Genomic DNA, 26,264 nt, shown 5'->3' on the forward strand with positions numbered 1-26,264 from the left:
TCAAAGCGTGGCTTCGTCCCCCGCCCCTTCCCCCTCCCGCATCCGCCTCCTCTCCGAGCACGTCGCCAACCAGATCGCCGCGGGCGAGGTCATCGAGCGGCCCGCCTCCGTCCTGAAGGAACTCCTCGAAAACGCCCTCGACGCCCGATCCCGCCGCGTCGGCGTCCGCACCCGGGGCGGCGGCCGCTCCCTCGTCGAAGTCATTGACGACGGCCACGGCATGAACCGGGACGACGCCCTCCTCTGCCTGGAGCGCCACGCCACCAGCAAGCTCCGCGACACCGACGACCTCCGCCACCTCCTCTCCTACGGCTTCCGCGGCGAGGCCCTCCCCAGCATCGCCTCCGTCTCGAAGTTCCTCCTCCAGACCCAGGAACCGGGCGCGATCGAGGGGACCGAAATCTCCATCCACGGCGGAAAACTCCTCTCCGTCCGCGAGGCCGGCCTCGCCCACGGCACCCGCGTCGAGGTCCGTTCCCTCTTCTACAACCTCCCCGCCCGGCGCAAATTCCTCCGCACCGAGAAGACCGAGCTCTCCCACCTCCAGCACATCCTCCTCCTCGCCGGGCTCGCCCGGCCCGACGTCGGCTTCGACATCGTCCACGACGACGACGCCCCCGTCCGCTGGCCCGCCGGCCAGGACCTCCAGCGCCGCATCGCCTCCATCTTCGGCCCCGCCTGGGGGGCCGACCTCGTCCCCGTTTCCGGCGAGGACGGCGACCTGAAACTCACCGGCTTCATCGGCCGCCCCGGCGTCAGCCGCGCCACCCGGCAGGAACAATTCCTCTTCGTCAACAAGCGCCCCGTCGAGAGCCGCACCCTCCACTACGCCCTCCAGGAGGGTTACCACAACGCCCTCATGCGGGGCCGCTACCCCGTCACCGTCCTCTTCCTCGACCTCGCCCCCGAAGACCTCGACGTCAACATCCACCCCGCCAAGCGCGAAGTCCGTTTCCACGACGAGGGGCGCATCCGGTTCTTCCTGAAAAAAGCCGTCCAGAAAGCCCTCGAAGGCTTCGCCGACGCCCCCCTCTCCGTCTCCCTCGGCGCCGGCCCCGGGTCCGACGTTCCCGCCCCCTCCGTCCGGGAGATCGCCTCCCCCCGCTACGGCATCGCCAGCCGCCTCGCCCCGCCCCCGGCCAGCCCCGGCAGGGAGGCCGCCCCCATCGCCCGCACCCCCGACGAGGCCCTGCCGCCCCGCCAATCCGACCTTCCCATTCCCCGGGAAGAAACGCCCCTCGCCCCCCTGCCCCGCCCCGGCCTCGATCCCCTCCCCTCCGCGCCACTCCGGCCCGAGCCCGAGCCAGAGCCCGATTCTGCCGCAGCCGCTTCCCCCGCCCCCCTCGGCTTCCGCCTCCTCGGCATCCTCGCGAAGCTCTACCTCGTCGCCGAAAGCCCCGAGGGCCTTGTCCTCATCGACCAGCACGCCGCCCACGAGCGGATCCTCTTCGAGAAACTCCTCGACCGCCTCCGCCGCCGCGAGGTCGAATCCCAGCGCCTCCTCCTCCCCGTCACCGTCGAGCTCCCCCCGCGCGAGAGCGCCTTCCTCGAATCGGAGATCGCCTCCCTCCAGGCCATCGGCCTCGGCATCGCCCCCTTCGGCGCGCGGACCTTCGTCGTCGACGCCCTCCCGCCGATGATCGCCAACACCAAGCACGGCGCCAACGTCCCCGAACTCATCCGCAACCTCCTCGCCGACCTCCAGGAAGAAGGCGGCGAAACCCGCAAAGAACGCCGCCTGAGCGAGGAGACCGTCGCCAAAAAAGCCTGCCGTTTCGCCGTCAAGGCCAACGACCGCCTCTCCCCCCCCGAAGCCGAGCGCCTCCTGCTCGACCTCATGGCCTGCCACCTCCCCTACACCTGCCCCCACGGCCGCCCGACGATGATCCAGATCACCAAGCCCGAGCTGGAAAAAAAGTTCGGCCGCATCGTCTGATCAAGAAAAGGAGCTCGGCGGCTATGAACGCTGGACTCCCGATTCGACAAAAAAGGCCATTCGCCCTGTTCTGCCTCGCTCTCCCAAAAGCGGAGGTGTCCGCGCACTGGGGGAGATTTGCATTTAGATCGTTAGCTGCTATCAAAGCCGAATGTGGCCCTTCGCCTCGTCTCGTCGATTGATCGAAACAGAGCGGGAGAGCGTCCTGGCAACCATCGTGTTCTGCGATCTCAAGAGATTCACGCAGGTTGCAGAGCTGCTTTCGACCAAGCAGCTTGTCGATAAGCTTGACGCCTATCTAAGCGCGATCGCCAACACGCTAAAATCCTACTTCCGAAAGCTAACTAAGGACGCTCCGATCAATCCCGACAACGCTGCAATGCTCTGATCGTCTGCCATCTTCCGCAGTATGCCCAATCAACGGGCTACGTCATGCTCCAAAAGCGGATGCCGCTTTGACTATGCGAAGTGGCTGCGTATTGGAGCCTTTAGGCTGGTTTCCAGATGTAGCCTCGATACTCTCGGGAGAAGCGCCTCAGAATGAAAACGGATCAGAAATTCCCATCACGCATGGAACCCGCATGGCGTCGGCTTCTCTTGAAGCATCAAGGAAAGACTTTCTGCGAACTCGATCGCCCAAAAATCACGGATCGAGTTTCTGGGATCGTGGCCGACTTCTCCGACAGCTTGATCTTACTCCACAGCTTCGAATGGGATACTTTCTCTTTCAATGGCTTTGGTGTAGTTCGAGACGTCGATGTTCAACGTATTCGTCTTTTTCGTCGCGCTAAGGATTGGAGAAATGCTGCTTTGGAAAAAATGCAAGAACGGCCAACTCAGGCTCCGCAAGTGAACCTTTTTGATTGGGCTTCTTGCATCACCTCCGCTGCCGAAAGATTCCCACTCCTTGCCATCAACTGCGAAATCACGAAACCCGATGTTTGTTACATTGGATTCCCTTTGAAAGTGACAGAGAAGACGCTGATTCTAGACAGTCTCAACACTAATTGTGAGTGGACGAAGCCAGTTCACATCAAATTGTCGGACATCACTCGAATCAATTTTAACGAGGGATACGAACGCGCCTTGGCAGCTACGGCTCCAGCAAGAAAACGTTAAGCCATGCGTCTCAAGTGACTTCCCTTTACGTCATAAAGAGCGTCGACCGTTAACAATACCCAAAAAAGCTTTCCAATGGAAAACAAGGTTTTCGTGGTTCAACACCTGCGCGAATCCTCCGAAGATGAGGACGTGAAGTTCATCGGCGTGTATTCGTCGGAAGAGCAGGCGCGCAAAGCCATCGAGTCATTGAAAAATTTTCCGGGTTTCATCGATTATCAGGATGGATTTTACGTGGATAAATACGAGATAGATAAAACCCATTGGGTCGAGGGTTTTGGAATCTCGGATGATTACTTGGATAGCTAAAATCGAAACATAGAATGCGCCTCAAGTGACTCCCCCTCACCTTGGCCGGGTCGCACGCAGCTTGGGTTAGCGGTCTCAGCCAGTTCATGCGTCAACCAGCAGGGAATGACCAAACCGTCTCGCTGCTTCATCACGAGATGATAATCCACTGTTAGCTTTTCTCCGCGCACCTCGAAGCCGGCATCCGAGACAAACACAAAGAACAGCTTGCGCTTCCCCATAAAGAACTCGTCTAGTTGCGACCTCCTTTCGGGGTTGCTGCGCCAGTCGATCACAAAAATAGAGAGGTTTAGATGGCGAGAGTGTCCTTCAAATTTCCTGCTTGGCTCTGACTTCCCCAAACGTAGTAGGAGGGAACGCCGCCTTGAAGACCCAAGCGATATAGGCCAACTCCGATCTTCGACTCCCGAACATACGAGGACTGAATCGTGTGGGCATGCCACAGCAACTCTAGATAGGAAAAGCCAACCTGCTTTTTAGTCTCAACCAAAACGCCACGCTTTGAGCTGCCTTTAGGGCCAACCGGACAGAGTGCAATCTTGGAAATAGGCAAGTCAGCTTTAGAGACGTTAGAATGGAACATTGGAGCTGCAGACTTCACTGCTTGAGAGAAATCCTCGAAAGTCTTAAATGCTTGCGAAGACCACTGGAAACGCGCACTCCGGCATAAACGCAAAGGAAGGTCAGCGCGATGAGCTTCCCTCTCAGCGTCTGTAAACGGCTCAATCCTGAGTGACTTGGAACGAGCCAAAAAGGTCGCCGTCGAAGTGCGATAATAAGAGATTCTTTTCTTTAAGGAAGTGAATCCCCAAGAGCTTTTGTAAGGCCACCAAGAGTCATAGAAGACCTCTACCTCGTCAAACATTAGAACCCGCATAGGACGGTCGCTCCAATCTCCCTCCAAGACTTCACCGACCGAAAGAGAGTTCATAAAGTATCCTACGCTCTATTATGCAGCAGACCTTGAGCAGCACCCAAAACGCTGCCTTGCCCGACTGTGATGTCATATCCTTTTGCCACGCACTCAAACGTCGTGTCGTGGAACGAGAAAATGAAGTGTCGATAATCTTTGAACGCCTCATCGCTGTGATAAGCATGGACGCGATTCATCTCTATTAGGTCTCGAATCCAAGTAGAGTCTTTGACCTCATAAGCTCCATACGGCTCTAATCCCTTTTTCGAGAGAGGGTGTCCCGAAAACGCCTCATCGTTAGGTGCGCCGTGGTAGTAAGCTTTAAAAGATGAAAAGGAAACAATGGCGTGGGTTTCATCTTCCGAGTCAGGCCCCACAACCTTTACCTCTGCCCCGTCCCAGCCTTCCGGGGTATTTTGAAGATAGAAAATGACGGATAGATGATGCTCGTCGGCAACCACCATAGGGCAAGGCGCACCGACAGAAGATTGAGGCACGCCCGTGAGGGGATGGACACTATCCTTTGCAAACAGTCCCAAAGCGTACATTTCCGTTCCTAGGAGTTTCAAATTGCAGCGTGTGCTCGACGAATCGGAAGTTCATATCCATCACGTAGCACGATGATGCTCCGCACACCATCTTCTTTAGCATCTCAGGCTTCCTCGCCGATTCACCTAACCAAAGATAGTGAAACAAGGCGAACGGAGTAGTCCCCCTCTCTGTACGCGGAGGACACCTTGAGGACACTTCCCGCCCTACTTAGCCTCGTTTTCGGCAAAACCAGCCTTCGGACACCCTAACCTACATCAACAAACGAAAAAGCCCCCGGAACCTTGTTTTAAGAGGCTCCGAGGGCGTTTTAAACCGTCGAAATTGGTTGCGGGGCTAGGATTTGAACCTAGGACCTTCAGGTTATGAGGACTCCTCATCCCCTCTTAAAGCGAAGCGGAAGCCAACCGCCGTCCCGCTTCCTCGACATAGCGCCCCGCGTCGGCGAGGGCTTTCTTCGGGGTGGGGGCGAGCTCGACCAGCTCGACGATCTTCTCGAAGGGCGATGCTTTTCGCTCCGCCTTCGTGAGGAGGCATTTGCCGCAGACGAGCCACGCTTTCTTCCCGGCGCGGAGGGCCATCGTGCCGACGGCGGAGGGGCCCTTGCCGCCCAGCGACGTCCGGTCGAAGCACCCTTCCCCGGTGATCACCACGTCGTGCTGCGCAATCGCCTCGCGGAGGCCCGAGGCCTTCGCGAAGACGTCGAAGCCCGAGACGCGGCGCGCGCCCAGGAAGGTCATCAGCCCGTAGCCGCACCCGCCCGCCGCCCCGGCCCCGGCGCGGCGATGGGCGCTCCTGCCCAGGCACGCCTCGGCGACGCGGGCGAGGCGGCGGAGGTTCGCGTCGAGCCGGGCGATCGTCTCCTCGCCGACCTCGTCCTTCACCGGGAACTTCTGCGCGGCGAATTGGCGGGCGGCCCCGTGCGGGCCGTAGAGGGGATGGTTCACGTCGCACGCCACGATGACCTCGACTTGCGGCAGGCGGGACGGCGGGACGATCTTTTCGAGCTGCGCCAGCCCCTCGCCCGTCAGCGGGATCGGGCGGCCCCGCGCGTCGAGGAACCGGAACCCGAACGCCGACGCCAGCCCGATGCCGCCGTCGTTCGTCGCGCTCCCGCCGATCCCGACGATGAGGCGGCGGCACCCGCGCCCCATCCGGCGCACGGCCTCGCGCATCAGCCGCCCGGTGCCGACCGTCGTCGTCGTCCCCGGATCGCGGCGGGGAACCGGGACGCGCCACAGCCCGGACGCCTCGGTGAGGCCGACGACGGCGGTACCGTCGGGGAGCACGGCGAAGGCGGCGCGGCAGCGGCGGCCCAGCGGATCGATCGAGTCGATCCGGTGGAGCGTGCCCCCGCGCGCGCGGCAGAGCGTCTCGACAAAGCCCTCCCCGCCGTCCGAAAGGGGAAGCGCGGCGACGCGGGCCCGGGGATCGGCGCGCCGCAGGCCGAGGGCGAGGGCGCGGGCCGCCGCCGAGGCCGTCAGCGTTCCCTTGAACTTGTCGGGAACGAGCAGGAAGGCCCGTGGGGAAGGCATGGAGGGAGCGGAAGCGGGGGAAGCCCGGGCGGCGGGCTAGGGCTTCACCTCGACCTTCGTCCCGACCTGGGCGAGGTTGAAGAGGTCTTCGGCGAAGGTCGGGGGCATCCGGATGCAGCCGTGGGAGACGGGCGTCCCGGTCACGTACCCGGCGTGGAGGCCGGTCCCGGTGTCGGTGATGCGGAGGAACCAGAGCATCGGCGCGGCGACGTAGTGGAGCCCGGCGGGAGGTTCCTGCCCGGCCTCGGCCTTGTCGTTCACGATGCCGCCGTTCGCGTTGACGAAGGAGCCGTAGAGGTTCGAGTGGTGGTCCTTGTCCTTCTGGGTGATCTCGAACTGGCCGGGGCGGGTGTCGTACCCTTCCTTGCCGGGGGAGATCGAGGTCGCGCCGACGACCTTGTCGCCCTGGTAGACGAAGAGCTTGCATGCGGTCAGCTGCACCTCGATCTTCGTGATCGGCTTCGTCGTGTCGGGCTCCCAGACGATCGGCATGAGGGAGCGGTTGCTGTAGTAGTAATCGGGTTCGCCGTCGCTGGCGCGGCGCTTGAGGGAGCCTCCCTTCGACGAGACGGTCTGGGAGAAGCCGGGAGCCTTCTTCGTGTCGGAAGGCAGATCGGCGCGCGCCCCGGCAACCGGTCCACAGGCGACGATCCACGCGACCAGGAGAGAGAGCGAGAGAGGGTAAAGACGCATACCGGTTTTTTTGAAAAATTGGCGGCGAATTACCCTGTCGTCGAGGTAAAACGCTACGGGGTTTTACCTAGGCCAGGAAACACGCTAAAGGGAGCCCGCTAAGGCTTCACCACCACCTTCGTCCCGACCTGGGCGAGGCTGAAGAGATCCTCGGCGAAAGGGGGCGGCATCCGGATGCAGCCGTGGGAGACCGGCGTCCCGGTCACATACCCGGCGTGGAGGCCGGTCCCGGTATCGGTGATGCGGAGGAACCAGAACATCGGCGCCCCCTCGTAATGGGTGCCGGGGGGCGGCGTCTGCCCGGCCTCGGCGCTGTCGTTCACCGTCTCCCCCTTCGCGTTGACGAAGGAGCCGTAGAGGTTGGAGCGGTGGTCCTTGTCCTTCTGGGTGATTTCAAAGACCCCGGGCCGGGTCTCGTAGCCCCCTTCCTTGCCGGGGGAAATGGAGGTCGCCCCGACGAGCTTCTCCCCCTGGTAGACGAAGAGCTTGCACGCGCCGAGCTCGACTTCGATCTTCGTGATCGGCTTCGTCGTGTCGGGATTCCAGAGGAGCGGGATGAGGGCCCGGTTCGTCCAGTAGTCGACGACCCGGCTCTCGGAACGGTGGAGGCTCTCCCGGGACGAGGAGGGCTGGGCGAAGCCGCGGCTCTCCGCGTCGTCGGAGGCCTCGTCGGCCCGCAGGGGGGCGAGGAGGGCGAGGCACAGGAACGGGAAAAGAAAGCGCATATCCCAATTTAGCCTCTCCCGCCCGAACCGCCAACCGAAGCCCGGCCCCTCGACCGGATCAGACGTTGAAGCGGAATTCGAGGACGTCGCCGTCGGCGACGACGTATTCCTTCCCTTCGATCCGCCACTTCCCGGCTTCCTTCGCCTTCGCCATGGTGCCGAGGCTCTTGAGGACGTCGTAGGCGACGCACTCGGCGGCGATGAAGCCGCGCTCGAAGTCGGAATGGATGACGCCCGCCGCCTGGGGGCCGGTCGCCCCTTCGGGGATCGTCCAGGCGCGGGTTTCCTTCTCGCCCGTCGTGAAGTAGGTGCGGAGGCCGAGGAGGTGGTAGGTGGCGCGGATCAGCCCGCCGACGCCCGACTCGGCGACGCCGAGTTCCTTCAGGTAGTCGGCCGCCTCGGCGTCGCTCAGCTCGACGAGGTCGGACTCGATCTGGGCCGAGATGACGACGGCCTCGGTGGAGAGGTGTTCCTTCGCGTAGGCCCGGACCTTCTGGACGAGGGGATGGTCGTCGGCCTTCGCGAGGTCGCCCTCGGCGACGTTGCAGGCGAAGATCGTCGGCTTCGCCGTGAGGAGCTGGAAGTGCTTCAGGATCGGCTTCTCCTCGTCGGAGACGGAGAGGAGGAGGGCGGGCTTCCCCGAGTCCAGGTGGGGGGCGAGGCGCTCCAGCAGGGCCAGCTCGGCCTTCGCGACCTTGTCGCCGCCGCGCGCGCCCTTCGCCGTCTTCTCGATCCGCTTCTGGACCGCGCCGAGGTCGGCGAGGACCAGCTCGGTGTTGATCACCTCGATGTCGCCGATCGGGTCGACCGCGCCGCTGACGTGGTGGATGTTCTCATCCTCGAAGCAGCGGACGACCTGGACGATGGCGTCGACCTCGCGGATGTGGGTCAGGAACTGGTTGCCGAGGCCCTCGCCCTGGCTCGCGCCCTTCACGAGGCCGGCGATGTCGACCATCTCGATCACGGCCGGGATCGTCTTCTGCGTCTTCGACATCTCGGAGAGGAAGGCGAGGCGGGCATCGGGCACCGTCACCGCGCCGACGTTCGGGTCGATCGTGCAAAAGGGATAGTTCGCCGCCTGCGCCTTGCGGCTCCGCGTCATGGCGTTGAAGAGAGTGCTTTTGCCGACATTGGGCAAACCGACGATACCAGCGCGTAGCATAAGGGGTAGGGTGATACCCGGGAACCCGGGGAAAGTAAAGGGCCGCCCCTCCCCGCGGCCCCTTTCCCAAAAAACCCTAGGCGACCAACCCCGTGCGGCGCTCTTCGCGGAGCGCGGCCAGGAGGATCGGGCGGGCCCAGTCGGAGAAAGCCTTGCCGTTGGAGGCGGCGAAATCCTGGAGCATCTGCTTTTCGAGCGTCGTCACGCGGAGGGCGACGAGGTGGCGGCGGACGTGTTCGACCGGCTTCGGGGGGCGGCCCATCCGGCGGCGCAGTTCCATCCCGCCGACGAGGGGGCTCACTTGGCTTTCCACCGCATTCTGACCCAAGACCGTTTCGCTGTCGTTTTCGATTCTATTCATAGTTCCATCTCCTGGTTTTGAACCGGCCAAGGCGGAAGGTCCCCCCATCCGCTCGGCTTGCACAACGAACTCAATCCTCTATTCGGAACAATTTGTTAAGCGTATTACGATGAAACAGGCAGAATTTCAGTCAAATCAGCCATTCTCCCTTATTTTCCTGATTTCTCCTCTTTTCTCTGAAGAAAAAGCACTCTATTGATTCCTCCAGCATTTTGCATGAAAAAGCCTCCTGCCGCTGCCGCGCCGAAAGTGAAGGCCAAGAAGGCTGCAAAGACCCCTCCGTCCCCGACTCAGACTCCGGCTGACGGAGTCCGCTGGCGCGCCCTCCTCGTCGACGACGACACCATCGCCCGCTCCTGCCTCCGTGCTTTCCTCGGTCAACATCCCGAGGTCGAGATCGTTGCCGAGGCCGCCGACCTCGCCTCCGCCGCCCGGGCCTCCTTCGCCCACGAGCCGAACCTCATCTTCCTCGACATCCACCTCGGCGAGGAAGACGGCTTCAGCCTCCTCCCCCACCTCGCCTCCCTTCCCGTCGCCCCGGAGATCGTCTTCGTCACCTCGGAAAAGGAGCGGGCGCTCCAGGCCTTCGAGGTCGGGGCCGTCGGCTACCTCCTGAAGCCCGTCACCGCGCCCCGCCTCGCGGAGACCCTCATCCGCCTCCGCTCCCCCGCCAAAGCGGGCCAGGGGCAGGCGCCCGCCACCCCGGGCACCCTCGACCAGAACGACACCCTCCTCCTGCGGGAAGCGGGCCGCCTCCACGCCATCGCCGTGGAGAAAATCAGCCTCATCCTCGCCGAGGGGAGCTTCACCCACGTCCACCTGCGAAGCGGCGAGAAGCTCTTCCTCTCCCAGACCATCGGCAAATGGGAGGCGAGCCTCCCCGCCTCCGTCTTCCTCCGCCTCGACCGGAGCACCCTTGTCCATCGCTACCGCATCTCCAAGGCGGAATCCCTCTCGCGCGACCGGACCCTCCTCCACATCGACCCCCTCACCTGCCCCATCGAACTGGGCCGGATCGGGGCCGCCCGCCTGCGGAAGTTCCTCATGGGGGATAAATAATCACCACAAGTACCCTTTTCCTTGTTTTTCGTTTGATATAAATATGGGGTGAGATAGAAAGGGGCTGTTTCATTAACGCAGCAGAAGTTGCGACCCGAGAGCCTCCCGCCCCCTATGCCCCTCGCCTCGTTCCTCACCCGGCCCGCCGGTCCGGCCTCGATGATCCGTTCCCTCTGGCGGTGGCAGCTCGTCTGCTGGCTCGCGTTCCTCCTTTTCGAGCAGGTCCTCTTCGGCACCTTCTTCCCGATGTGGGGCCAGCGGCTTCCGATCACCGTCGGCTTCGCCCTCGCCCTCGGCCTCTGGACCACGGCGATCGAGTTTGTCTACCGCGCCATCTGGCCCCCCGCGGGAAACCCGACGAACTTCCTCCGCACCGTCCTCTTCTCCCTCGTCGCCTGCCTTCCGATCTCCGTCGTCGAGATGGACATCAGCCCCCACCTCTACCGCGCCGTCGGGGCCGATCCCGAACTCATCTACTCCCTCTGCTTCATCGAGAGCGCCCGCATCTCCTCCTACCTCTTCTGGTTCGGCACCCCCTTCGTCTGGTGCCTCTCCCGCTTCTTCTTCCTCGAGTGGACCGAACGCCTCCGGCAGGAGCGCGAGGCCGCCCGCACCCTCATCGCCTCGCAGCACCGGGAGCTCTCCCTCCTCCGCTCCCAGCTCAACGTCCATTTCCTCTTCAACGCCCTCAACTCCCTCATCGCCTACGCCGACTACGATCCGAAGCAGCTGAAGCCCCTCGTCCACGCCATGTCGGACTACCTCCGCTTCTGCCTCGAGGCCCGCGAGGAGAAAGCCCCCCTCCAGCAGGAGATCGACGCCGTCGGGAATTACCTGAAGATCGAGCACCTCCGCCACCTCGACGCCCTCGTCTACGAGATCGATTGCACCCCCGAGGCCGCCGGGACCCACGCCCCGATCCCGATCCTCCAGCCCCTCATCGAAAACGCGCTCCGCTACGGCCTGAAGACCTCCCCCCGCCCCCTGCGGATCCGGGTCACCGCCCGCGTCGAGGACGGCCACCTCCACGCCGAGATCGCGAACACCGGGAAATGGCTCCCCGGGGGCAAGTCGGACTCGACCGGCGTCGGCCTCGCCAACCTGCGGCGGAAGCTCGACCTCCTCTACCCGGACCGCTCCAGGCTGACCCATGAGAGCGAAGCCGGGGACGGCTGGGTCCGCGCCCGGATCATCCTCCCCGTCGATTAGGAAAGAGACCGGGAGGGAAGGCCTACAACCCCTCGATCCGCCACATCAGGCTGGCGGCCAGCGCGACGAAATCCCGCGCCTCCTCGACCGCGCCGTCGGCGCCGACCATCCCGAAGCCGCCCGATTCATCCCAGCCCGGGCCGTTCAGGACGCAGAGATTCGTCCGAGATTCGTCGATCTGGCGGCGGCCCAGGGCGGCGATCCGCTCGTGGTTCCCCTCCATCTCGTACTTCCAGCCGATGAGGTAGGCGTCGGGGAAGAGGGCGCGGAGGCGGTGGATCACCTTCGGCAGCGGCTTCAGCCGCAGCGTGTAGCCCTCGACCCGGCTCGGCAGCTTGCTCCCCTGGACGGGATGGCCCGCCTCGTCCCGGACCGTCTCGATCCCGAAATCGCACAACGCCGCCGCATGGAGGACCGCGTCGACCCGCGCCCCCGAGGCCGCCAGCTTCGCCAGCGCCTTCTCCAGGTCGTCGTTCGTCCCGAATTCGTGGATCTTCACCCCTTCGGAGACCCCTCGGAACGTCGCCCCTTCCCCACGGAAACAGGTCACCGCATGACCGCGCGAGAGAAAGAAATCGGAGAGGATCGCCCCCAGCCGCCCCGACGAGGTGTTCGTGATCCGGCGTACCGAATCGATGGGGGCATAAGCCGGACCACAGGTGATGACGATGTGCATGAGGGGAAGGGATTGGCGTTCCCTCCACTTAAACCCTTTTTTCCCACAAGCCAACTGATATAGAGCCCGGCATCCACTTTGGAAAAGCTCCTAAAACGGCCTCCATCAAGACGCGAGGGGCGCAGCCCCTCCGGCGCGGGCTTCCCAAAGTGCATGCCAGGCTCTAGATTCTCCCCATGATCATGCCCCGGGACGAAAACGATCTCCCCGACCCCGACGAGAGCCACGGCCATTCCGGGGAAGGCGAAAACGAGGACGAAATCTTCTTCGATTCCCGCTTCATGGAAGAGGCCCTCCGCCTCGCCCGCAAGGCGGGGGCCAAGGAGGAGGTCCCCGTCGGCGCAATCATCGTCCGCGAGGGGCAGATCATCGCCCGCGCCTATAACCAGGTCGAGCTCCTGAAGGACGCCACCGCCCACGCGGAGATGATCGCCCTCACCCAGGCCCAGGAAGCCGTCGGCGACTGGCGGCTGACCGACTGCACCCTCTACGTCACGAAAGAGCCCTGCCCCATGTGCGCCGGGGCCATCGTCCACACCCGCCTGCGGCGCGTCGTCTTCGGCATCGGCGACCCGAAGGCCGGGGCCCTCGGCGGCGCCTTCAACCTCCTCGACCTGAAGGGCCTCAACCACACGTGCCTCGTCACCCCCGGCTTCCGCGCCGAGGAATCGCTCTCCCTCCTCCGCCAGTTCTTCAAGGAACGCCGGGGATAGGGCGCGGCGTGCCCGACACGCGGCGACTGAACAAAGTTGCCCAGGCGGGCTTAGGTAGTTGTTTTCCATCCCCTTCTGTAGAAATTATTTGCACACCGGGGAGAAGTGCCGTTTATTACGGCGTCCCCAACCCATTCCGACGTTTCCCTCCCGCTTTTCATATGCCCCTGCGTACCCCTGCCGAGAAAAAGATGGCCGACACGTTTCTGAAGAAACTCGGCGCACGCGTGAAGGCCGCCGCGCCGACCGGCCACTGCCTCTCCATCGAGGGCCGCTGCCCGAAGAGCAAGCGCCCCCTCAGCAAGCCCGCCCCCGTCCCGAAGCAGGACGACATCCACCTCTTCGACGCGGCGACCTTCGGCATCGTCGCCGAGCTCATCGAGGAACTCGCCCTCACCGCCAGCAGCGGCGAGTGGACCTCGACCTTCGGCTCCTTCGCCGACCTGACCCCCGAGCTGCGGCAACGCTTCTCCGCCCTCGGCAAGAGCCTCGACACCGTCCGCGTCTGGGGCAGCGGGGCCTCCCCGAAGCGGCTCCCCGGCGTCGACCTCCTCGCCATCGACAGCCCGATCCTCACCCACTACCGCCTCATCCTCCTCGAGACGCCGAAGTTCAGCACCGTCCTCCTCGTGAAGGAGCTTCCCTCCGCCAAAGGCGAATCGCGCTACCTCGGCTTCTACAGCTTCTGCCCCTACCTGTTCCGCTCGATCCGCCGCCGCCTCCACTTCGTCGGCTGCGGCCTCGATTGCATGCTCAAGGAATGGGAGAAATCGTTCAACCTCCCGAAAGTCACCGCCTCCGACCTGGTCTTCCTCTCCAAGCAGGAAGAAGGGAAAAAGATTGCGCCCAAGCCGAAGAAAAAGGCCGTGACGAAGGTTAAGGCGAAAGCGAAGGTTGCGAAGAAGAAGGCGTAAAGGGGGCGCAAAGAGGACTGCATCCCCTTCGGTGATGGCTCCCCCCATTTTTCGGGATTTAAAAAGGAAGCTGAAACGCGTTCCTCTCTTGAACGGCTGACCTCCTCAGATAAAAAGAGGAATCATGCAGGGGAGAGTCGACAGGGCTGCAGGTCGGGAAAAAGTCTATCAACTGTGGGACGCGCTTTCGTCCTATCCCACCGCCCGCACCGATCAGGCCCTCCATCACCTCCTCGACACGGTCTCCACCTGGATCGGTGCCGATAACGCCCAGTGGATCGGCGCGATCCGTCCCGCCCACCTCCGCATCAGTGAAGACTACCTCCTCGGCTGGCGCATGGCCGCCCAGCGCCTCCTCCATCCGCCCACCCCCGCGCAGCTCGCCCTCTTCGCCGAGATCCGCCGCCAGAGCAGAGAGGGTCCGGTCGACGCCGGGATGACGACCCACGCCACCGTCGCCCGGGCAGGAACCTTTCGCGTCCACCGCCTCCATGACGGCGTCCGGAACGGCTTTGTCGATTTCGCCGCCTTTCGCCAAACCTCCCACTATCGCCTCTTTTACGAGAAGCTCGGCGTCCGCGACCGCCTCTGGATCGCCTTCCCGCTCAACGAAGATGCCGAATCGTACATCCTCTTCGACCGGACGCAGTCACCCCGCTTCACGCAGGCCGAGGCCGCCCTCGCCGCCTCCGCCCTGCGCGGGCTCCGCTGGTTCCACCTCCGCCTCTTCCTCGACCGCGGCCTCCTCGTCGGAGACAAGGCCCTCACCCCCATGCAGCGCCGCGTCGTCCACGGCCTCCTCACCGGGAAGGAAGAAAAGGCCGTCGCCGCCGAACTCGGCCAAAGCCCCGCCACCACCCACAAGCACGTCGAAGCCGTCTACCGCGCCCTCGGCGTCAACAGCCGTGCCGCCCTGATGGCCCTCTGGCTGGCGGGGCGCTAAGTCCTTAAGCTCCAATGGAGCACACCTGATCAAATTACGCTGTTTAGCCCACTAGGCATTCCTCTCCGTCTCAGGCATGTAGAGGAGGTGCATAAGGGAAAATACTCAGAAAGGTTTAAGAACCAGTGGGTGCGGACGGCGGCCACTGCGCTACTGCTGGGCGCACTCACCTGCGCCACTACGCCAGGCTGGGCCTTGCATGGATTTGGGGGAAACCAATCCTGGAACGGAGGCTCCGGCGATTGGAACACCGCGTCCGGGTGGGACAACGGCACTGTCCCGACCTCCACCGCCAGCCCCGATATCACCTCCGGTGCGGTGACGATTTCGACCCCCGGCACCACGGCCAACGAAATCCATGTGGGCGGAGCAAACCTCCTTGTCGGCGCGGCGGGCAGCTTGCAAGCGGGCCTCATCGAGACATACAACGGTGCCGCTGTCACCATTGCGGGCTCCGTCACCGCAAGCATGTTCTACGTCGATGCCACCAGCACCACCACGATCGCGACGGGAGGAACCCTCAACGTCACCGGCTTCTTCCAACTCGACAGCGGCAGCACCCTCATCCTCGGCGACGGCGTCATCTTCGCCCCGGCGCAATTCCAGTTGAACAACTTGACGGCCTCGGCGTCCCTCACCGTCAACGGAAACGACACGGCGACGATTTCATCGGGGATCTCCGATGTCTCAGGCGCCGTCCCGATCTTCAAGAAAGGCACCGGCACCCTCATCCTCAGCGGAGCCAGCACCTATTCCGGAGCGACGTCGGTGGGGGCCGGAACCCTCCAGGTCGACGGCTCCATCACCTCCAATTCCATCGTTCTTTCCGGCGCCACCCTGCGGGGTGCGGGCACGGTCGCCAACGTCACCGTCAACAGCGGCGGCACCCTCGCCGCCGGAAGCGCCTCCGCCGTCGGCACCCTGACCGTCGGAGACTTGACGCTCAACAGCGGCAGCATCACCGCCCTGCGGGCGAACGGCACCCCCTCTTCCGACCAGATCCACGCCACCGGCAACATCACCCTCGACGGCACCCTCAAGGTCACCCCCGGCAGCGGTGTCCTCAACGGCGACACTGTCACCCTCCTGAAGGCCGACGGCACCCTCAGCGGCACCTACGCCTCCGTCGTTAACAGCCTCGGCAACGCCCTCACCTTCACCCCGAATTACACGGCGGGAGCCGGAGGCTCGGTCAGCGTCACTGCGGTCCAAAACTCCTTTACCTCCTTCGCGGGGAACGCGAACCAGAGCGCCATCGCCCGGAACCTCGACAAGGTCGTCGGCGACTCCCGCGCCAACGCCCTCCTCACCGCATTGAACGCCCTGCCGGGAACGAGTCTCCCCGCCGCCTTCACCCTCATCAGCCCGATCCAGCAGGCCACCGTCTCCACCACCTCCCTCGCGAACAGCCGCGTCGCCATCGGCACGCTGCAGAGCCGGATGGACAACATCCGCTTCGGCTCGACCGGCCTATCGCTCAGCCAGATCAATCTCCTCGACGACGATCTCCCCGCCTCGGCGCTCCTCGCCGGAACGGACATGAGCGTCGGCCAAGGCGTAAAAGTGTTGGCTCCCACGCCCAAAAACAGATGGGGCTTCTTCGCGGCGACAAACGGCAACTTCGGCGACATTGATGGCCAGACCGTCCAGTCGAGCTACCACGGCTACGGCGGCACGCTGGGGGCCGACTACCGCCTCGCCCGCTCCTTCGCCGTCGGCTTCGCGGCGGGCTATGATTACTCCAAGACCGAGTTCGACAACTCGGGCTCGAAGAGCACGGTGAACACCGTCCGCTTCGGCCCTTACGCCACGTGGCAGGACACGCTCGGCGATTGGGTCAACGGCTACGCAGGCGGTGCCCATCACTGGTACGACTCGGATCGGCAAGGCTTCGGCGGCATGGCACAGAGCAACACGACGGGTCTCGAATTCAACAGCGGCCTCAAGTACGGGCATGACTTCAAGACGGGCAAAAACAAGGAATGGACGCTGACGCCGAGCTTCGCCCTCGATTACACCCGCCTGAATATCGACGACTACACGGAGAGCGGCTCGCTCGCGCCTCTTTCCGTTCAGGAACAGACCGTCGACTCCTTCCGCAGCACCCTCGGTGGCACGGCGGCCTACGGCTTCACGTGGAAGAACATCGGCTGGACACCCTACGTCAGCACCGGCTGGGCGCATGAGTTGCTCGACGCTTCGCAAACCGTCAGCGCCCGCTTCGCTTCCGGCGCGGGCGATCTCTTCAGCGCGACGGGCGACAATCTGGGCCACGACAGCGCCACCTTCGGCGTGGGCCTCCGCACGGCGTTGACCGATACCTTGTCGGCGACGATTTCCTACAACGGCGAGGCGAATGACCGCTATCAGAATCACTCGTTCAATGCCGCGGTAAGGGTGACGTTTTAACGCATGGATGCCCTCTTTGATGAGGCGTGCTAAATGCCTTGAGTCCAAAAACGGCGTAGAGCGATATTCCTGCCTCTATCTTGTGACAAGCATCTCCGGTTGATGTGTTCTTGATAAAATACTGAATTTGGATATCCAAGTGGGGCAGGGCAGAATCGCTTCGCTTACCTGTACTGCTGGAGGCTCTCCGCTTTAACGCCAAGGAGTGGGCTGTCGCCCCTCCTTGAACCTCTCCCGTAAGAGGCGGTAGGGGGGAACGATTCCTTCCATCCGAGTGCTGGCGGAGCCGAAGCGGCCATTCTTCCAAGCGCTCCTCTCCCAATAAGAGTCTGGGCGTATTGGTCCCGTCTCCCCCCGCAGCACGTACCCTCGGACGCTCCCGAAACCATCTGATTTTAATCCAGTGAAGAGACAAGGCGCCGCCAAAGCGCGTCCGCCTAGCTAAGGCCCTCAGAACAGAGGTTCCAGGAGGGGCAAAGCCCCTCTTGGGCTATAAAGCGGGTCGCCTCCAGCTGCACAGGGTCGACCCCGCCAGCCCCGAAGGGCGCTCCGAACCCTCACTTTCTCCTGTACCCCGCCCCCCTCTTTTGGTTCCCTAAGAGACCAACAGTATGAGCGGCCCCTTCCTCCACGCGATTTCCGGCACCCCCACCGCCCCCGGCGGCGAACGACGGCACCTCCGTTTCCACTTCATCGGAATCTGCGGGACGGCGATGGGCGCGGTCGCCGCGATGCTGAAGGACCAGGGCCACACCGTCACCGGCTCCGACCAGAGCGTCTACCCGCCGATGTCGACCTTCCTCGAGGGCAAGGGAATCAAAACCGACAGCGGCTTCTCCGCCGACCACCTCCCCGCCGACAAGGACACCATCATCGTCGTCGGCAACGCGATCAGCCGCGGCAATCCCGAGCTCGAGGCCGCGCTCGACGAGAAGCGCCTCTACCTCTCGCTCCCCGAGACGCTGAAGTACTTCTTCCTCCGCCAGAGCCACAACCTCGTCGTCACCGGGACGCACGGCAAGACGACCACCACCTCCCTCCTCGCCTGGCTCTTCCAGCACGCCGGGAAGGAGCCTTCCTACCTCATCGGCGGCCTGCCGAAGAACTTCACCGAGGGCTGCCGGAAGCAGGACGGCAAGCATTGGATCCTCGAGGGGGACGAGTACGACACCGCGTTCTTCGACAAGCGGAGCAAGTTCCTCCACTACCTCCCCGAGCTCGTCATCATCAACAACGTCGAGTTCGACCACGCCGACATCTACGAGAACCTCGCCGCGATCCAGCTCTCCTTCAGGCGCCTCGTCCGCATCGTCCCCCGCAACGGCATCATCCTCGTCAACGCCGACGACCCGAGCGCCCTCGAAGTCGTGAAGGAAAGCCCCGCGCCGCTCCTCGAGGTCGGCTTCGGGCCGAACGCCGGGGCGCGGATCGGCGACGTCGCCTACTTCCCCGACCGGAGCGAGTTCACCCTCTTCGGCCACCGCTTCACCGTCCCCCTCTCCGGCGAGTTCAACGTCCGCAACGCCGCCATGGCCGTCGCCGCCGCCCACTTCTACCACATCCCGCTCGAGACCCTCGCGCAGGGCCTCGCCGCGTTCGAGGGGATCCGCCGACGCCAGGACGTGCGCGGGGTGAAGAACGGCGTCACCGTCATCGACGACTTCGGCCACCACCCGACGGCGATCCGCGAGACCCTGAAGGGCCTCCGCCACCAGTATCCGGGCCGACGCCTCTGGGCGATCTTCGAGCCGCGGAGCAACACCACGCGCCGCGCCGTCTTCCAGCAGAGCCTCCCCGAGGCCCTCGGCGAGGCCGACGGCGTCTTCGTCGCCCAGGTCGCGGCGCTGGAGCAGATCGCCGTCGCCGACCGGCTGAACCCCGAGAAGGTCGTCTCCGACATCGCCGCGATGGGGAAGCCCGCCCACTACTCGGCCAATGCCGACACCATCGTCGCCGGCCTCGTCCCCCTCCTCCAGCACAACGACGTCGTCGTCGTCTTCAGCAACGGCGGCTTCGGCGGCATCCACGAGAAGCTGCTCCAGGCGATCTAACGGGCCGACCACGACAGAGGGAACCCCATGCCTCCCGCCCTCTTCCTCGACGTCAGCAGCACCGCGCGGCACCGCGTCCAGACCGGCGTCCAGCGGGTCGTCCGAGGCCTCCACGGGGAGATCGCGAACCGGGGGGGTGCCGGCATGGGCGACGGCAACCCCGTCCGCCCCGTCGGCTGGAGCAATTCGTTCCTCTCCTACTGCACCCTGCGGGAGGAGGAATACCGGAACCTCGTCGATCCCTTCGGAAGCAGGAAGAAGAAGGGCCCCTCCTCCCGGCCCGATCTCCTCCACAATCCCTACCCGTGGTCGAAGACCTTCCGGTGGCTCTTCCAGGCGCTCCACCGGATCGCCGTTCCCGACCGGGTCGGGGAGGGCGGCTGGCTCCTCGTCCCCGAGATCTTCCAGGACAAGCGGATCGAATACTTCGCCGCGAACCTCCCGCTGCAGCGGGGGAAATCGGCGGCGCTCTACTACGACGCCCTCGCGTGGTCGTCGCCCGAATTCTTCCTCCCCGGATCCAACCCCCGCTTCACCGACTACCTCGCCGCCCTCGCCCGCTTCGACCTCGTCGTCTCCGACTCCCGCGAAGCCGAGGCCGAACTGATCCGGTTCTGGGAGGCGAACGACATCGCCGCGACCCGCACCTGCACCCTTCCCCTCCCGATGCCGCTGGGGAACGACGAGGCCCGCCCCGTGCCGGGCGAGGCCGCCGCCGCCCACGCCCGGCGGCGGCTCCTCGTCGTCGCCACCCTGGAGCCGCGCAAGAACCACCTCCGCCTCCTCGAGGCCTGCCGCCTGCTGTGGGAGCAGGGGCACGCCTTCTCCCTCGACCTCGTCGGCCGCTCCCTCGGCGCGGGAAGCGCCGCCGTCGTCGCCGAGATCGAGCGCCTCCGCGCCGCAGGCCGGCCGCTGACCTGGCACGCCCACATCGACGACGCGGGCCTCGCCCGCGCCTACGCCGAGTCGTCCTTCACCGTCTTCCCCTCCCTCCGCGAGGGCTTCGGTCTCCCCATCCTCGAATCGCTCTGGCATGGCCGCCCCTGTCTCTGCTCCGCCGCCGGGGCGCTCGGCGAGGTCGCCGAGGGCGGCGGCTGCCTCACCGAGGGGATCGAGGCCGCAAACACGGCCTCCCTCGCCCACGGCATCGAGCGCCTCCTCTCCGATCCCGCGCTCCACGCCCGCCTCTTCGCCGAGGCTGCCGCCCGCCCCTTCCGCCGCTGGGGCGATTACGCCCGCGAACTCACCGCCCTGCTGGAGCAACACCGATGAGCGGAAACCGATCCTCCCTCCTCGCCCCCCTCCGCTTCGCCGGACGCCTCCTCACGCGGGGCTTCCTCGAGTTCAAGCGGAGCCACCTCCTCCGCACCCTGCCGCAGCGGGAGGCCGCCGCGCGGCGGACCTATTTCCAAAATCCCGACGCCCGCGCCTCCGGCATCCTCGTCCTCCAGCCCGCCGACATCGGCGACATGGTCCTCACCTCGGTCTTCCTCCGCCGCCTCCGCGAGGCCTTTCCCACGGAACGGATCGTCGTCGTCGCCTCTCCCCTCCCCGCCCGCCTCCTCCAGGCCTGCCCACTCATCGACGCCGTCGCCGTTCTCGACGCCAAGGGGATCGCCGGTCCCGACTGGATCACCCACCTCTACGGCCATCCCGGCTGGTGGGAAGCCGCCGCCGCCCTCCGCGAGGCCCACTTCCCGGCCGTTCCGCCCGCCCTCGCGATCAGCCTGCGCGGGGAACGGGACGCCCTCGCCGCCGCCGCGCAGATCGCCCTCGCCTCCTCCCGCGCCAAACTCCGCGTCGGCTACAACCTGAAGAACCTCTACGGCACGCTCCGTTCCAAGCACCCGCTCGACCTCGGCCTCGGCCTCCCCCCCTCCGGCCACGAAACCGCGCGGCAACTCGCCCTGCTCGCCGCCGCCACCGGAACAGCGCACTCAGCCGTCTCCCTCCCCGAACTCTGGATCGCCCCCGCCGCCCAGGCCGAGGCCGACGCCCTCTGGGCCACGCTCCGCGACCCTTCCACCCCCGCCTACGCCGTCCTCGGCATCGGCGCGGGAAAGCCCGAGAAGAAATGGCCGAAGGAACACTTCGCCTCCCTCGCCCGCCGCCTGCAGGACGAGAAGGGATTCGGCATCGCCTTCATCGGCGGTCCCGAGGATCGCGCCGACGCCGAGGCCATCGCCGCGCTGGGCCAACTCGACTCCCGAAAGACGATCCACCTCGCCGGAATTCTCCCCCTCGAAGTCACCGCCGCCTTCCTCGGCAACGCGGCGGTGGCGCTCTTCGTTGGAAACGACTCGGGGCCGATGCACCTGGCCTCCGCGACCGCCGCGGCCTATCCCGTCCTCGGCCTCTTCGGGCCGCAGGACCTCGAGCGGTGGCGTCCGCTCTCCCCGCGCTTCCACGCCCTGCAGGAGCCCGACCTCGCCACGCTCTCCGTCGATCGCGTCTTCGCCGCAACCGAGGCCCTCCTGCGATGAAACGCGCCCTTCCCCTCCTCCTCGGTGCCCTCGCGCTCCTCCTCTTCCTCATCCCCGATCCGAAGCTCGCGTCCCACCTCACCCCGCTCCTTGCCTCCTCCTTCGCCGGGCGGGAGGGGGATCAGGCTCCGAACTCCTCGCACAAGGAAACCGTCCTCCGCCCGCAGGCCCAGTCGGTCCCGCCCGGCACAGTCGTCCTCGCCACGGTCACGCTGATCGGCGCTCCGGACACCGTCGCCTTCCTCGAAAACGGCGGCCCGAAAACCTCGAAGAAACGGGGCATCGAGCCCTCCCTCGCCACCCTTCCCGGGGCCGCCCCCGTCTTCCAGAAATGGCAGGGCACCTTCACCGTCCCCGCCGGTCCCGGCCCCCTCGCCCTCACCCTCACGTGGCGCAAATCGACGCCGACCCTCGGCGCGATCACCCTCGCCTCCGTTGCCCCCCGCTACTTCCTCCTCCGGGAGACCCTCCACGCCGCCCGCTTCCTCGCCCTCCTCGCCGCCTGCGGCACCGGCCTCGCCGCCCTCCGCCGCCGCCTCGGCCCGGAACGCTTCGGCTCCCTCGCGGGACGGACACTCCTCCCCCTCGGCCTCGCCCTCCTCGTCGTCTTCGGCCTCGCGATCCGCTGGGACGGAGACCGCGGCCCGCACGGCCAACGCCACGGCTTCAACGGCCTTTGCGACATGGGCTCGTTCCCCCTCGTCCGCGCCACCCCGGAAGCCCGCGCCGTCGACTTCAAGGTCGCCTCGCTCTGGGGTTACGACGGCCTCCAATACGCCCAGCTCGCCCTCGATCCGCTGCTACTCGACCGGGCCGCCCTCGCCCAGGCCCTCGACGCCCCCTCCTACCGCGCGAAGCGGATCGCCCTCCCCGCCCTCGCCTGGCTCGCGGGCCTCGGCCATGCGCCGTGGGTCATCCAGGCCTACTCCCTCCTCAACGTCGCCGCGTGGGCCCTCCTCCTCCTCGTCCTCCGCCGCGCCTTCCCCGCCCCCACGTTGGAAGAGGGCGCGGCCGTCGCCGCGCTCCTCCTCTCCGTCGGCACCCTCGAATCGATCCGCCGCGCCCTCACCGATCTCCCCGCCGCCGCCCTCCTCGCCCTCGTCCTGTACTGGACCGAAAAAAGCGGAAAGGACGAGAAAGGGGGAATAGCCTCGCCCCGCCTCCCCCTCCTCTTCGCCGCCGCCCTCCTCACGCGGGAAAGCCTCGTCCTCTCCCTCCCCCTTCTTCTCCGCCGCACCCTCCTCTCCCGCCCCTTCCTCGCGACGGCGGCGCTCGGCGGGGCCGTGGTCGCCGGCTGGTTCGCCTACGTCACCCTCCGCTTCCCCGATCCCCTCTCCAGGACGACCCACAACTTCGCCTGGCCCTTCCTCGGCCTCGCCGACCGCCTCGCCCTCATCCCCCGGAGCGGCGGCTGGGCCGATCCGGCGAACCGCGCCACCCTCCTCGCGCTCGTCAGCCTCCTCGTCCAGTCGGCCTTCCTCCTCCGCCATCCCCGTCCCGCCTCGGCGGCGTGGCGGGCGGGCATCCTCTACGTCCCGCTCTTCCTCTGCCTCGGCCAGCCGGTCCTCGAGGAATACTACGCCACCGCCCGCGCCCTCCTCCCCCTCACCCTCGCCTTCCATTGGGAACTGGCCCGGACGCGGCGCGGGCGCGCGTTCTGGGTCTGGGCCGTTCCGGCGAACCTCTTCCTCTGGGACGGCCTCGTAAAATATCTCTTCACCTCGGGATGAGGCCCCGCTAGGCTTGCTTAAGACTGTTAAAAGGCCCGGGATGAAAACCTTTTCCCTTTCCCCACTCGCCGCCTGCGGCCTCGTCCTGCTCGCCCTCGCGCTCCCTCTCCCGGCGAAGCCGATCGAAGGCGTCAATGCCGACGGCCACGCCGTGACCCTGAACGCGAAGGACCTCGTTACCGTCGTCATCAGCTCCTCGCCCGACACGCAGGAGCGGACGCGGCAGGCCGGATCGCTGATCGACACCTACCGGGGACGAAAGGACTTCCGCCTCATCATCGTTGTCGACCTCCGCGACTCCCTCGCCGGGATCGTCCCCGACTTCGTGAAGAGCCAGATCCGGACGAACCTCGACACCGAGGCGAAGCGCCTCATTCCCTTCTACCGGAAAAACGGCAACCCCGGGAACCCCCGCACCGACCTGGCGGCGATCCCCGACTTCGACGGCAAGCTCGTCGACGCGCTGAAATGGAATCCCGACGACGACCTCCTCCGCGTCACCGTCTTCGGGAGAGACGGCAACGTGCTCCACTATTGGGAAGATTTGAAAGCGCCGGAACAGTTGCGCGACGTCGTCGCGAAAGCGCTTGGGGACGCGAAGCCCTGAGGAGGGTTCGCGAAGGGGGCGGTGAACGCTCCTTCGGGACCGGGCAGAGACCCCGTACAGCTGGATGTAACCCGCACGGGTTAGACGACGCAAGAGGGGCTTGCCTCCCGGCCATGCCAGTTAGTCTCCACTGAGAAACGAGCGTCGCTGCCGCGACGGCATTCTGCCCCTCCTGGACCTCCCCGTCTGATAGGCCTGAACTGTTCAGGGCAGTACCGATCAGGCCGTGCTTCCCGGGTAGAGAATGTCCGCTAGTTCCCTTGTCCGCTTGGGAGGAACCACGCGTCCGAATGCGGGCGGAACCGAAGGACCTGAATACTGATTCCGCTGGGGAACCCTTACCCGTACGACGCCTCGACCCGCGCCGCGACATCGCGATAGCCGATGTCGACCTCGTAGATCTGCTTCAGCACGTCGATCGCCTCGGCCTTCTTGCCGGCGCCTTCGAGGACGCCGCCGAGGTTGTAGAGGACGTCCTTCTTCACGTCGTTCATCACCGGGATCTCGGCGGCGACGGCGGCGAGGCCCTTCTCGGCCATGTCGAACATGCCGAGCTTCCACTGGCAGAGGCCGAGGAGGTTCGCCGCCTCGGTCCGGACGCTCGGCTCCTGCTTGCCCGTCTGGAGGCAGGGGAGCGCCTCGCGGTACATGCCGATGTCGGCATAGGCCTTGCCGAGCTCGTAGTGGAGCTTCTTCTCGGTCGGATACTTCTCGACGCGCTTCTTTGCCGTCTCGACGAAGAGCTGCTTCTTGTAGTCGACGAGCTGCTGGTGGTAATCGACCCAGGCCTGGTCGTTGCCCGAGGCGGCGACGTTCGCCGCCGCGTCGGCGATCTGCTTGTCGATCTGCTTCAGCTTCAGGTTCTCGATGATCTTCTCGAGCGAGGCGTCGGTCGCGCCGCCCGAGTTGTAGGTGTGCTCGTACCAGGCGACGGCGTTCTCGTAGTCGCCGATCTGGTCGTAGAGGCCCGCGATCTGCTTGGGGAAATTGAGGTTCGTCGGGTTGTCCTGGGACTGCTGGTAGAGGCGGGCGATCTGCTCGGCGACGGCGTCGGCCGACTTCGCGACCTTCGACTCCTGCTCGATGCGGGCCGACTCGTCCTTGCTCTTCAGCGCGCCGCGGAAGTCCTTCGCGTCGTTCCAGCCGCCGCTCTTCGAGGCGAAGCGGGCGGTGGCGTTCTTCAGGCCGCTCTGCGCGTCGGTGTTCCGGGGCTCGATGGCGACGATCTTCTCGAAGGCCCAGATCGCCTTCTCGTAGTTCTCGATCTTGAGGCAGAGATTGGCGAGGAGCTGGAGATGGTTCGTCTTCTTCGGGTTCCCCTCGGCGGCGGTCTCGTAGGCGAGGACCGAGATGTCGTAGAGCTCGAGGGACTGGCCCGCGTCGAAGAGGACCTCGTTCGCCTTCTCGTGGTAGGGATCGAGGGCGAGGACCTCCTCGGCGGAGACGATCGCGTCGAGGGGGTTCTTCTTCACCGCGCCCGAGGCCCGCATCGCGCCGGCCATCGTCTTGACGTCGTTGAGCTTCTTCGACATCGCCGAGAGGGTCTTGTACTTCGCGATCTCGACCTGCCGCAGGTAGCGGCGGCCCTCGTTGAAGCCGGGCTCCACCTTGAGCAGGTTCTGGATCAGGCTGATGGCGTAGTCCCGATTGTTGGTGTCGGCCGCCGATTTCGCCCGCTTCCACAGATCAAGCTGGGATGCCTCCAACTCGTTTTCACTCTTCACAGTTCCAGCCATAAAGTACAAACCTAGCGTTGCCGATTTTTCCGGTCAATCGGGCAATCAAAAAAACCTTACTTCTTCAAACCGTATCGGGCAACGACCCCAGGGCCGCACCCCGCCGGGGCGGGATCGACCGAAAGGAGGCGGAACGCGAGCCGGGCCCGCCCGCCGGGAGGGGTGAAAGGGGCGGCGAATCCCGGGCTCCCCGGGCCCGCCGCAAGCCTCGCCCGCCAGAGGAGGACGACCTCGTCCGCCTCCCCCGCCGCCAGATGGCACGCCGCCTCGTCGGGGGTGGGGAAAAGGATTTCGGATTTCGTCCCGGCAAGGCGGGCGAGGGCGGCGCGTTGGCGCGGGGAGAGCGGCTCCCAGACGCCGTTGAGGGAGACCGCTCCCGCCAGGGTCAGCGTTCGAGCTGGCGAAAGAGCGGTCCTTGGGGCCATGGCCCGA

At 65.2% G+C, this 26,264-nt stretch carries 26 protein-coding genes; 15 read left to right on the plus strand and 11 right to left on the minus strand.

The genetic code is table 11. From position 1 onward, the window contains the following. Window positions 1–7: 7 nt before the first annotated feature. From mutL to BLU04_RS01580, 4 genes are all read left to right on the plus strand, one after another. Window positions 8–1,936, plus strand: coding sequence for a DNA mismatch repair endonuclease MutL (mutL, locus tag BLU04_RS01570; protein ID WP_093281345.1), 1,929 nt, complete (start codon window positions 8–10; stop codon window positions 1,934–1,936). Between the two features lie 151 nt (window positions 1,937–2,087). Beyond that, the gene (locus BLU04_RS01575) at window positions 2,088–2,324 is read left to right on the plus strand and encodes a hypothetical protein (RefSeq protein ID WP_157895018.1); all 237 of its coding nucleotides are present in this window, start codon (window positions 2,088–2,090) and stop codon (window positions 2,322–2,324) included. Window positions 2,325–2,476: 152 nt separating this feature from the next. Continuing rightward, window positions 2,477–3,055 (plus strand): hypothetical protein, encoded by a 579-nt coding sequence (locus BLU04_RS16195; RefSeq protein ID WP_157895019.1) that lies wholly within the window; start codon window positions 2,477–2,479, stop codon window positions 3,053–3,055. Between the two features lie 75 nt (window positions 3,056–3,130). Then, window positions 3,131–3,364, plus strand: a complete 234-nt coding sequence (locus BLU04_RS01580; protein WP_093281350.1) for a hypothetical protein — start codon at window positions 3,131–3,133, stop codon at window positions 3,362–3,364. Here the strand turns inward: BLU04_RS01580 and BLU04_RS01585 are convergent. The 8 genes from BLU04_RS01585 to BLU04_RS01610 form a co-directional block, all read right to left on the minus strand. After that, on the minus strand, window positions 3,361–3,639 hold the full coding sequence (locus BLU04_RS01585; protein WP_093281352.1) for a hypothetical protein: 279 nt from the start codon (window positions 3,637–3,639) through the stop codon (window positions 3,361–3,363). The two genes, BLU04_RS01580 and BLU04_RS01585, sit on opposite strands and share 4 nt — an antisense overlap. A 14-nt stretch (window positions 3,640–3,653) precedes the next feature. Continuing rightward, window positions 3,654–4,295, minus strand: a complete 642-nt coding sequence (locus BLU04_RS16200) for a hypothetical protein (protein WP_157895020.1) — start codon at window positions 4,293–4,295, stop codon at window positions 3,654–3,656. Window positions 4,296–4,303: 8 nt separating this feature from the next. Further along, window positions 4,304–4,741 (minus strand): hypothetical protein, encoded by a 438-nt coding sequence (locus tag BLU04_RS16205; RefSeq protein ID WP_162274608.1) that lies wholly within the window; start codon window positions 4,739–4,741, stop codon window positions 4,304–4,306. Between the two features lie 471 nt (window positions 4,742–5,212). Beyond that, the gene (locus BLU04_RS01590; RefSeq protein ID WP_093281355.1) at window positions 5,213–6,361 is read right to left on the minus strand and encodes a glycerate kinase; all 1,149 of its coding nucleotides are present in this window, start codon (window positions 6,359–6,361) and stop codon (window positions 5,213–5,215) included. Between the two features lie 36 nt (window positions 6,362–6,397). Next, window positions 6,398–7,054 (minus strand): L,D-transpeptidase family protein, encoded by a 657-nt coding sequence (locus BLU04_RS01595; protein WP_093281357.1) that lies wholly within the window; start codon window positions 7,052–7,054, stop codon window positions 6,398–6,400. A gap of 98 nt (window positions 7,055–7,152) precedes the next feature. After that, on the minus strand, window positions 7,153–7,779 hold the full coding sequence (locus tag BLU04_RS01600; RefSeq protein WP_093281360.1) for a L,D-transpeptidase family protein: 627 nt from the start codon (window positions 7,777–7,779) through the stop codon (window positions 7,153–7,155). A gap of 58 nt (window positions 7,780–7,837) precedes the next feature. Then, window positions 7,838–8,941: a redox-regulated ATPase YchF gene (ychF, locus tag BLU04_RS01605; protein WP_093281362.1), complete on the minus strand. Its 1,104-nt coding sequence runs from the start codon at window positions 8,939–8,941 to the stop codon at window positions 7,838–7,840. Window positions 8,942–9,017: 76 nt separating this feature from the next. Beyond that, window positions 9,018–9,302, minus strand: coding sequence for a hypothetical protein (locus BLU04_RS01610; protein ID WP_157895022.1), 285 nt, complete (start codon window positions 9,300–9,302; stop codon window positions 9,018–9,020). Window positions 9,303–9,518: 216 nt separating this feature from the next. Here BLU04_RS01610 and BLU04_RS01615 point away from each other — a divergent pair, with 216 nt between their 5' ends. Both BLU04_RS01615 and BLU04_RS01620 read left to right on the plus strand, forming a co-directional pair. Further along, entirely contained in the window at window positions 9,519–10,361 is an 843-nt protein-coding gene (locus BLU04_RS01615) for a LytTR family DNA-binding domain-containing protein (RefSeq protein ID WP_093281366.1), read from the plus strand. A 114-nt stretch (window positions 10,362–10,475) separates the two neighbouring features. Next, window positions 10,476–11,570, plus strand: coding sequence for a histidine kinase (locus BLU04_RS01620; protein ID WP_093281368.1), 1,095 nt, complete (start codon window positions 10,476–10,478; stop codon window positions 11,568–11,570). A gap of 22 nt (window positions 11,571–11,592) precedes the next feature. Here the strand turns inward: BLU04_RS01620 and BLU04_RS01625 are convergent, their stop codons facing one another. Then, window positions 11,593–12,246 (minus strand): phosphopantothenoylcysteine decarboxylase, encoded by a 654-nt coding sequence (locus BLU04_RS01625; RefSeq protein WP_093281371.1) that lies wholly within the window; start codon window positions 12,244–12,246, stop codon window positions 11,593–11,595. 182 nt (window positions 12,247–12,428) lie between these two features. Between BLU04_RS01625 and tadA the strand changes: the two genes are divergently transcribed. The 9 genes from tadA (at window position 12,429) to BLU04_RS01670 (ending at window position 24,096) form a co-directional block, all read left to right on the plus strand. After that, window positions 12,429–12,959: a tRNA adenosine(34) deaminase TadA gene (tadA, locus tag BLU04_RS01630; RefSeq protein WP_093288397.1), complete on the plus strand. Its 531-nt coding sequence runs from the start codon at window positions 12,429–12,431 to the stop codon at window positions 12,957–12,959. A gap of 161 nt (window positions 12,960–13,120) precedes the next feature. Continuing rightward, complete coding sequence (locus BLU04_RS01635; RefSeq protein WP_162274609.1) at window positions 13,121–13,873, plus strand: hypothetical protein; 753 nt, start codon at window positions 13,121–13,123, stop codon at window positions 13,871–13,873. A 124-nt stretch (window positions 13,874–13,997) separates the two neighbouring features. Further along, a complete protein-coding gene (locus BLU04_RS01640; RefSeq protein ID WP_093281376.1) occupies window positions 13,998–14,816 on the plus strand; it encodes a LuxR C-terminal-related transcriptional regulator in 819 nt (272 codons plus the stop codon). Window positions 14,817–15,134: 318 nt separating this feature from the next. Continuing rightward, window positions 15,135–17,225: an autotransporter outer membrane beta-barrel domain-containing protein gene (locus BLU04_RS01645; RefSeq protein ID WP_093281379.1), complete on the plus strand. Its 2,091-nt coding sequence runs from the start codon at window positions 15,135–15,137 to the stop codon at window positions 17,223–17,225. Between the two features lie 611 nt (window positions 17,226–17,836). Next, complete coding sequence (gene mpl, locus BLU04_RS01650; protein WP_093281382.1) at window positions 17,837–19,276, plus strand: UDP-N-acetylmuramate:L-alanyl-gamma-D-glutamyl-meso-diaminopimelate ligase; 1,440 nt, start codon at window positions 17,837–17,839, stop codon at window positions 19,274–19,276. A gap of 27 nt (window positions 19,277–19,303) precedes the next feature. Then, window positions 19,304–20,548 carry a glycosyltransferase gene (locus tag BLU04_RS01655; RefSeq protein ID WP_093281384.1) on the plus strand — a complete coding sequence of 415 codons (1,245 nt, stop codon included), beginning with the start codon at window positions 19,304–19,306 and terminating at the stop codon, window positions 20,546–20,548. Continuing rightward, window positions 20,545–21,759, plus strand: coding sequence for a glycosyltransferase family 9 protein (locus BLU04_RS01660; protein WP_093281387.1), 1,215 nt, complete (start codon window positions 20,545–20,547; stop codon window positions 21,757–21,759). The genes BLU04_RS01655 and BLU04_RS01660 overlap by 4 nt, the downstream gene beginning before the upstream one ends. Beyond that, the gene (locus tag BLU04_RS01665; protein WP_093281389.1) at window positions 21,756–23,489 is read left to right on the plus strand and encodes a hypothetical protein; all 1,734 of its coding nucleotides are present in this window, start codon (window positions 21,756–21,758) and stop codon (window positions 23,487–23,489) included. The genes BLU04_RS01660 and BLU04_RS01665 overlap by 4 nt, the downstream gene beginning before the upstream one ends. Before the next feature lie 40 nt (window positions 23,490–23,529). Further along, the gene (locus BLU04_RS01670) at window positions 23,530–24,096 is read left to right on the plus strand and encodes a hypothetical protein (protein WP_093281392.1); all 567 of its coding nucleotides are present in this window, start codon (window positions 23,530–23,532) and stop codon (window positions 24,094–24,096) included. Window positions 24,097–24,434: 338 nt separating this feature from the next. Here BLU04_RS01670 and BLU04_RS01675 read toward each other — a convergent pair whose 3' ends face one another. Then, window positions 24,435–25,820, minus strand: a complete 1,386-nt coding sequence (locus tag BLU04_RS01675) for a hypothetical protein (RefSeq protein ID WP_157895023.1) — start codon at window positions 25,818–25,820, stop codon at window positions 24,435–24,437. Window positions 25,821–25,888: 68 nt separating this feature from the next. Continuing rightward, window positions 25,889–26,257: a hypothetical protein gene (locus BLU04_RS01680; protein ID WP_093281397.1), complete on the minus strand. Its 369-nt coding sequence runs from the start codon at window positions 26,255–26,257 to the stop codon at window positions 25,889–25,891. Between the last annotated feature and the right edge of the window lie 7 nt (window positions 26,258–26,264).

The sequence above is a fragment of the Verrucomicrobium sp. GAS474 genome (genome assembly GCF_900105685.1).
Classification (GTDB): Bacteria; Verrucomicrobiota; Verrucomicrobiia; order Methylacidiphilales; family GAS474; genus GAS474.

Coding starts and splice junctions, on each gene's coding strand:
- BLU04_RS01575 (WP_157895018.1), top strand. CDS start 2,088: ATGTGGCCCTTCGCCTCGTCTCGTCGATTGATCGAAACAGAGCGGGAG.
- BLU04_RS16195 (WP_157895019.1), top strand. CDS start 2,477: ATGAAAACGGATCAGAAATTCCCATCACGCATGGAACCCGCATGGCGT.
- BLU04_RS01580 (WP_093281350.1), top strand. CDS start 3,131: ATGGAAAACAAGGTTTTCGTGGTTCAACACCTGCGCGAATCCTCCGAA.
- BLU04_RS16200 (WP_157895020.1), bottom strand. CDS start 4,295: ATGAACTCTCTTTCGGTCGGTGAAGTCTTGGAGGGAGATTGGAGCGAC.
- BLU04_RS16205 (WP_162274608.1), bottom strand. CDS start 4,741: ATGGTGGTTGCCGACGAGCATCATCTATCCGTCATTTTCTATCTTCAA.
- BLU04_RS01590 (WP_093281355.1), bottom strand. CDS start 6,361: ATGCCTTCCCCACGGGCCTTCCTGCTCGTTCCCGACAAGTTCAAGGGA.
- BLU04_RS01595 (WP_093281357.1), bottom strand. CDS start 7,054: ATGCGTCTTTACCCTCTCTCGCTCTCTCTCCTGGTCGCGTGGATCGTC.
- BLU04_RS01600 (WP_093281360.1), bottom strand. CDS start 7,779: ATGCGCTTTCTTTTCCCGTTCCTGTGCCTCGCCCTCCTCGCCCCCCTG.
- ychF (WP_093281362.1), bottom strand. CDS start 8,941: ATGCTACGCGCTGGTATCGTCGGTTTGCCCAATGTCGGCAAAAGCACT.
- BLU04_RS01610 (WP_157895022.1), bottom strand. CDS start 9,302: ATGAATAGAATCGAAAACGACAGCGAAACGGTCTTGGGTCAGAATGCG.
- BLU04_RS01615 (WP_093281366.1), top strand. CDS start 9,519: ATGAAAAAGCCTCCTGCCGCTGCCGCGCCGAAAGTGAAGGCCAAGAAG.
- BLU04_RS01620 (WP_093281368.1), top strand. CDS start 10,476: ATGCCCCTCGCCTCGTTCCTCACCCGGCCCGCCGGTCCGGCCTCGATG.
- BLU04_RS01625 (WP_093281371.1), bottom strand. CDS start 12,246: ATGCACATCGTCATCACCTGTGGTCCGGCTTATGCCCCCATCGATTCG.
- tadA (WP_093288397.1), top strand. CDS start 12,429: ATGCCCCGGGACGAAAACGATCTCCCCGACCCCGACGAGAGCCACGGC.
- BLU04_RS01635 (WP_162274609.1), top strand. CDS start 13,121: ATGCCCCTGCGTACCCCTGCCGAGAAAAAGATGGCCGACACGTTTCTG.
- BLU04_RS01640 (WP_093281376.1), top strand. CDS start 13,998: ATGCAGGGGAGAGTCGACAGGGCTGCAGGTCGGGAAAAAGTCTATCAA.
- mpl (WP_093281382.1), top strand. CDS start 17,837: ATGAGCGGCCCCTTCCTCCACGCGATTTCCGGCACCCCCACCGCCCCC.
- BLU04_RS01655 (WP_093281384.1), top strand. CDS start 19,304: ATGCCTCCCGCCCTCTTCCTCGACGTCAGCAGCACCGCGCGGCACCGC.
- BLU04_RS01660 (WP_093281387.1), top strand. CDS start 20,545: ATGAGCGGAAACCGATCCTCCCTCCTCGCCCCCCTCCGCTTCGCCGGA.
- BLU04_RS01665 (WP_093281389.1), top strand. CDS start 21,756: ATGAAACGCGCCCTTCCCCTCCTCCTCGGTGCCCTCGCGCTCCTCCTC.
- BLU04_RS01670 (WP_093281392.1), top strand. CDS start 23,530: ATGAAAACCTTTTCCCTTTCCCCACTCGCCGCCTGCGGCCTCGTCCTG.
- BLU04_RS01680 (WP_093281397.1), bottom strand. CDS start 26,257: ATGGCCCCAAGGACCGCTCTTTCGCCAGCTCGAACGCTGACCCTGGCG.